Origin of the sequence: Devosia sp., from assembly GCF_028290645.1 — a bacterium.
Classification (GTDB): domain Bacteria; phylum Pseudomonadota; class Alphaproteobacteria; order Rhizobiales; family Devosiaceae; genus Devosia_A.
This window is the reverse complement of record NZ_JAQGJL010000011.1, coordinates 1-6,139: the sequence shown is the minus strand read 5'-3', so window position 1 is coordinate 6,139 and position 6,139 is coordinate 1. Positions and strand designations below refer to the sequence as shown.

The following is a 6,139-nucleotide window of genomic DNA, read 5'->3' as shown; positions in this document are numbered from 1 at the left end:
AAGGGTAAGCTCAAGGTGGGCGTAGATATTCCGACCCCCGTCGAGATCGCCGGAATCGTCCGCGGGCTTGAAGGGCGCTGGCGCCCCCTGCTCATGACCGCGATCTTCACCGGGCTGCGGGCCAGCGAGTTGCGCGGACTTACATGGGCGGCGGTGGACCTTAAGGCGGGGAGGATCCGTGTGTTCCAACGCGCTGACCGGTTCAAGGCGATCGGGAAACCGAAGTCTCTCGCCGGTGAGCGGGACGTACCGCTTCCGCCGATCGTGGCAAATACGTTGCGCGAGTGGAAGCTGGTCGCGACCAAGAGCGAGGCCGGACTGGTGTTCCCCAATCTCAAGGGACAGGTGCAAGCGCATCGGCACCTCATCGACGAGGGGTTTCTGCCGGCGCAACTCCGGGGCGACGTCGTGGTGGTGTCGACGGACGAGGACGGCAAGGAGGTGCGGGCGGCGAAGTACACCGGGCTCCACTGTCTGCGGCACTTCTATGCCAGCTGGTGCATCAACCGGAAGGCAGACGGCGGGCTCGAGCTACCGGCGAAAATCGTGCAGCAGCGACTCGGCCACGCGTCCATCAATCTCACCATGGACACCTACGGGCACCTTTTCCCCAGCACGGACGACGGCACGGAAATGGCAGCAGCGGAAGCGATGCTGCTTTCTACGCCAGTTCAGAGCGCAACATAGGCGCAACACGTTCGGAAAAACGCTATAAGGATCAATCGGTAGGCTCGGATTGCAAATCCGTGTATTCCGGTTCGATTCCGGACGTGGCCTCCAATCTCTTTCACTGAAAGATCACACCCGGGACGCTTGAGTTCTTGCGGCGATGCGCTTTTCTCGGAGAAGGGGGCGGAGGCCTTTCGTTCGTGCCGATGGCATTCGAATATGCGATGAGCATCGGTCCGACCTGCAGGGCCGCGTATCACTTGCGCCGTTGCCTTGGCCCAGCGGCAATCAAGGGCGTGTTCGACTGGCAGGTGACCCCCGCCGCGGCCTTCGTTAAATACCTCGAACGCGACTTCTCTGGCCTGCTGGATTTCCTCGACTTGGAGCAAACCAGCGAGGGCGTGCGAAATATACGGTTCGATACCCTCCATCCACACGGATTCACGGGGCCGTTGCCCCTTGCCTATCCAGAGGCGAGAGCTCGTCACGACCACCTTTGCGCAAGAACGCGAGCGGCGCTGAAAGGTCCGGCCGGATTGGTTCTCTGGCTCAGCGACCCGATCAGCCTAGAGGACGAAGCCATGATGTCGAACGCCTTGCGATTCTACAGCCCCGACTTGGTTTACAGGGTGGCCAGAGCACCGAGGGCTGGTTCGGATGGCCCAGATTGGCGCGGCAACAATGCGGAGTGGGACGTGGCCTTAGAGTCGTAGTGAGGCCGACAGCACTGACCCGCTGCGTGGTGGAGTCCCAGTTGCCTGTTCCAGATGGTACCACGGCCATATGTGAGATAGTGGAACCCTTCGGCCGGCGCCAATACGCCCCAATTGCTATGCGTCCGGCCGGTGGTGGGACAAGAGGGGCGCGTTGCCGGAAAGCCGATAGTCGCCCCACCAAGGGACGACCCTCCAAAACGCGCGAATCGTTCCGCTGTTTGCAAACACCTGCCTGCGAAGGCGATGTTGATGGCCTCGCCCCACTGAAATTGCATCGGATCTTGATATTGCGTTCACGAACCCCGTCGAGGTTGTGCTTCGACAGGGGGGGAGGACAGCTACGGGGACCTGTTTCGGCGTGCCGATGACGGCTCCGAACTGGCCGCCGCGGAGCTGGCGCCACTGTCGGCAACAAATAGCGTAGGCGGATCAACGCTCCGACTCGGTTGCAAATCCGTGTATTCCGGTTCGATTCCGGACGTGGTCTCCAATTTCCCCTGAAGCTGTGCGATGAAGGCCCGACGGCGATCCGTCGTTGGGAGACCCACATGCCGGCGGCACTGATCCTTGCGGGCGGACGCGGCGAGCGGCTTGGGGGCGCCATCAAGTCTGAGCTCGTGGTCGGCGGCGTGCGGCTGCTCGACCGGGTGGCGGCGGCGGTCGATGGATGCGCGCCGGTGCTGGTGGCGCATGGCCGGATCGATCCGGCGCTGCTGCGCCTGTCCCGCACGATGATTCCGGTGCCCGACCTTGATGGCGACTATGCCGGGCCGCTGGCCGGACTGGCGGGAGCAATGGCCTATCTCGGCACGCTCGCCCAGCCGCCCGAACTGCTGGTCAGCGCCGCGGTGGACACGCCATTCCTCCCAAGGGATTTCGTCGAGCGCCTACGCGCCGGGCTGGACAAAGCGGCGGCAGCGACCTCGTCCTTTGCCGGACAGCCCTACCCCACCAATGCGATCTGGCGCGTGGCGCGATTCTTCGACCTGCCGGATCGCCTCGCCGCAGGGGAAGCGCCGCGTAGCCTCAAATCGCTGGCGGCGGCGGCCGGCGGCGTGACCGTCGAATGGCCGATCACGGCAGCCGGCGACCCCTTCGCGAACGTCAACACGCCCGAGGATCTGGCCGAAATGGAGCGCCGCGCCGCCCCTGGCAGGGCGCTGTTCCGCTGAGGCTTTCCGGATCGGAAATTGGTGCTTGGCAAAGGAAAACAAACCCGCTACACGGGCGCTGCCTTGAGCAAGGCGCTCCGTGTTCCGCGATAGCTCAGTTGGTAGAGCAAGCGGCTGTTAACCGCTGGGTCGTAGGTTCGAGTCCTACTCGCGGAGCCAATCTTTCCGAGTAATTAGCCGTAATTCCCCGACGGTCCGGTTGGCTCTCTCGCAACAAGGGCGACTTGGAGACGAGCACGTACGGCCGCGCCACGACGCTTGTTGGTGCAAGAGCGCCGCTGGGTGCCGCAGGGACGGCTAATGCCGGAATTTGGTCCCTGCCTGGGCCGCATCTGACGAGCGTCAGCAGATCGCCACTCCAACTGTGCTAGCGTTGTGGTCCACTACCGAGAAACAGCTTCGGAGCGCTCCTATGGGATGGCCCAAAACCGACACGCCGATGCAGGTGGTCTGTCCCAACTGCGCCGCCACCAACCGCATCCACCCCGGCCAGGACCCGAAGGGGGCCAAGTGCGGCGCCTGCCATACCAAGCTCTTTTCCGGCAAGGTTTGGCCGGCAACACAGAAGACCTTCGACAAGCAGATCACGAGGGATGACATCCCAGTGGTCGTCGATTTCTGGGCGGACTGGTGCGCTCCGTGCAAGGCGATGGCACCGATCTATGAGAAGGCGGCCGAGGACCTCGAGCCCGACTTCCGGTTCCTCAAACTGGACACCGAAGCCGAGCCCGAGATCGCCGCGCGCTACAACATCCGCGCCATTCCGACCATGATGGTATTCCGCAAGGGCCAGATCATCGGACAACGGGCCGGGGCGATCGACCGCAGGACCCTCGAGGGCTGGCTCAGGTCGCCGGCCCCGACGACCCAGTGATGGGGCGATCTCTGGACTAGTGCTCACGGCGTTTGGTGGGCAGTGCAGCGTTGCCCTGTCACGATATCAGCGCTGACTTGGCCCTGACCGGCGGCGCTCGTGGCGGTGCAGGGCCCGACGCAACGAACATGGCCTGCACTCGTACCGGGATGTCCTGTCGCTCTCAGGTCACCGATCGCGAGGCTTCCTGGGCCCTGTGTCCCGCGAACAGCCAACGAGCTGACAACCGCCGGCACGCACCTCCTGGCGAGGCACCCACAGCCAGCGCAGCGACGCCCTTGACCGATGTCGTTATAACGTCATAACTCTATGACGTCAGATCGAGCATGAAGCTTGGCTGGCGTGACATGGAGAATTCTACATGCAGCTGTTCCGGGCTTTCACGCGTGCCGCAGGCACCGTCGCAGTCCTGCTTTCGAGCACCGCCCTGGTCCAGGCCGCGGATGTGTCGTTCCTCACCCACTGGGCCCCGGAGACGGTGGCCAAGCTCGAGGCGGCCGCCGCGACCTATTCCCAGAGCCACCCCGACACGAAGATTACCGTTCGCGCTGTTCCGTTCGGCGACCTGCTGACGACGCTCCGCACTTCGGGCGGCGGCGCCGGCGGAGCGACCATTGCCGGCATCTATGATGCCTGGCTGCCGGATCTGGCGAGGGACCAGCTGGTGGCCCCGGTGCCGGATGCGATTGCCGCCGACACCAAGGCGAACTGGCCGGCGGGCGTGGTCGGCGCGGCTTCGATCGGTGGCGTGCTCTACGGCATTCCGAACGAGATCGACGTCTATGCGCTGAACTACAACAAGAAGCTGTTCGCCGAGGCCGGCATTACCGAAGCGCCGAAGACTTGGGACGAGTTCCTGGCGGCGGCCGAGAAGCTGACCGACAAGTCGAAGGGCCAGCAGGGGTTCGGGCTGATCAACTCGTGGGCGGCGGGCGTGTTGCACCCGTTCTCGTCGCTCCTGGTTTCGAACGGTGGGGACCTGGTGGTCGACGGCAAGCCGACGCTGGACAGCGAAGCGGCGAAGCAGACCTTCGAGCTTTATGAAAAGCTGATCAAATCGGGCTATTCCGACCCGGCGATGGCGACGGCGGACGCCAACACCACGGGGCCGTTCCTCGACAGCTTCGTGTCGGGCAAGACCGGCATGATCATCATGGCGAACTGGTGGGAATCGGCGCTGAAGGCCGGCATGGGTGACGCGTTCGCCGATGTGGCAACGGCGCCGATCCCGGTCGGGCCGTCCGGCGATGTGCCGCGCTCGATCTCGTATTCCTGGATGACGGTGGTCAACGCCAAGGCGTCGGCCGAGGAGCAGGCTGCAGCCTGGGACTTCCTCAACTGGCTCAACGGGCCGGAATCGGGTCCGGACGATGCGTCGGCGATGGGCGACATCCTGATGTCGATGGGCATCCTGCCGTCGCGCACTTCGGATGGCGCGGCGTTCGCCGAGCGGCTGGCAAGCGATCCGTTCCTCAAGGGCTATACCGACACTCTGGCCAACGCCAAGGGCTTCCCGGTGGTGCTGGGCGGCCAGGAGTTCTCGGAATCGCTGCAGAAGACGCTGGAGGCCATGCAGTTCGGCCAGCTCTCGGCGGCTGACGCGCAGGCGACCGCGCAGGCCGATGCGACCGAGATTCTTGAGCGCAACGCACAGTAAGAGTATCGGGGCGGCATCGCCCCGATCGACCAACAACCCACGGTGTCATCCCGGCGCAAGCCGGGATCCATCCCGAGATTTCACAGCCAGCAGTGGATGTGCAAGGCCTCGGGATCGGCCCCGGCTTTCGCCGGGGTGACACCGGTGGATGGGAACAAGCATGCCCGCTACCAACAACCTGCACCGATCAGCGGTCTTCATGCTCGCGCCCGCTACCGGGCTGATCGGGGTGTTCGTCCTCGTGCCGATGCTGCTGACGCTGTGGCTGAGCCTGCAGGACTGGTCGACGCAGACCGGGTTCGAGACGGCAGAGTTCGTCGGGGTGCAGAACTTCATTGATATCTTCGCCAACAATTCGGTGGGGCGCGATTTCAAGGCGGCGCTGGTCAATACGGCGTTCTACACACTGGCATCGGTGGCGATCATCCTGCCGCTGTCGGTGATGCTGGGGCTGTTGGTGCATCAGAAGATCGCGCCGGGCGGCGTGTTTCTGAGGACGGTGCTGTTCTCGACCTACATGGTGCCGATGATCGCAGTGGCGCTGGTCTTCTCCAAGCTCTATTCGCCCACCGAAGGGCCGTTGAACCAGATCCTCGGCTGGGTGGGAATCCCACCGCAAACGTGGCTGAGCGCCCCGCAGACTGCGCTGTTCTCTATCGTCATCCTCAATGTCTGGCAGCAGGTGGGGTATTTCACCGTGCTTGCCGTGGCGGGACTGACGCAGATTCCGGACTCGCTGTACGAGGCCGCGAAGATCGATGGCGCCAACCCGGTCCAGCGGTTCGTCTCGATCACCCTGCCGCTACTCGGCAACACGCTGCTGTTCTCGGCGGTGATTGCGATCATCAACGCCGTACAGGTGTTCGAGCCGGTGGCGCTGATTACGCAGGGCGGGCCGGTGAATGCCACAAATGTGCTGACCTATCACATTCGTCGTGTCGGCATCGAGCGGGCGCAGGGTGGGCTCGGGTCCGCGATGGCGGTGACGCTGATGCTGGCGCTGGTGGTGGCGATTGCGCTGCTGTTCGCGTTCGCCCGATCTCTAGAGGCG

6 protein-coding genes and 2 tRNA genes are annotated in these 6,139 nt (G+C 64.0%); all 8 read left to right on the top strand.

Annotation, left to right across the window (positions count from 1 at the left end; all coding sequences use genetic code 11):
- The coding region (locus tag JWQ89_RS00715) for a site-specific integrase (protein ID WP_299637549.1) at positions 1–687 on the top strand (687 nt) is incomplete at its 5' end.
- A 28-nt stretch (positions 688–715) separates the two neighbouring features.
- A tRNA-Cys gene (locus JWQ89_RS00710) sits at positions 716–780 on the top strand.
- 89 nt (positions 781–869) lie between these two features.
- Positions 870–1,382 carry a hypothetical protein gene (locus JWQ89_RS00705; protein WP_299637547.1) on the top strand — a complete coding sequence of 171 codons (513 nt, stop codon included), beginning with the start codon at positions 870–872 and terminating at the stop codon, positions 1,380–1,382.
- A gap of 551 nt (positions 1,383–1,933) precedes the next feature.
- Positions 1,934–2,557: an NTP transferase domain-containing protein gene (locus JWQ89_RS00700; protein WP_299637545.1), complete on the top strand. Its 624-nt coding sequence runs from the start codon at positions 1,934–1,936 to the stop codon at positions 2,555–2,557.
- Between the two features lie 83 nt (positions 2,558–2,640).
- Positions 2,641–2,716 (top strand) — tRNA-Asn (locus JWQ89_RS00695).
- Positions 2,717–2,969: 253 nt separating this feature from the next.
- Complete coding sequence (gene trxC, locus JWQ89_RS00690) at positions 2,970–3,431, top strand: thioredoxin TrxC (protein WP_299637543.1); 462 nt, start codon at positions 2,970–2,972, stop codon at positions 3,429–3,431.
- Between the two features lie 361 nt (positions 3,432–3,792).
- On the top strand, positions 3,793–5,088 hold the full coding sequence (locus tag JWQ89_RS00685; RefSeq protein ID WP_299637541.1) for a sugar ABC transporter substrate-binding protein: 1,296 nt from the start codon (positions 3,793–3,795) through the stop codon (positions 5,086–5,088).
- 160 nt (positions 5,089–5,248) lie between these two features.
- Positions 5,249–6,139, top strand: an 891-nt coding sequence (locus JWQ89_RS00680) for a sugar ABC transporter permease (protein ID WP_299637539.1), incomplete at its 3' end; no start/stop codon positions are given.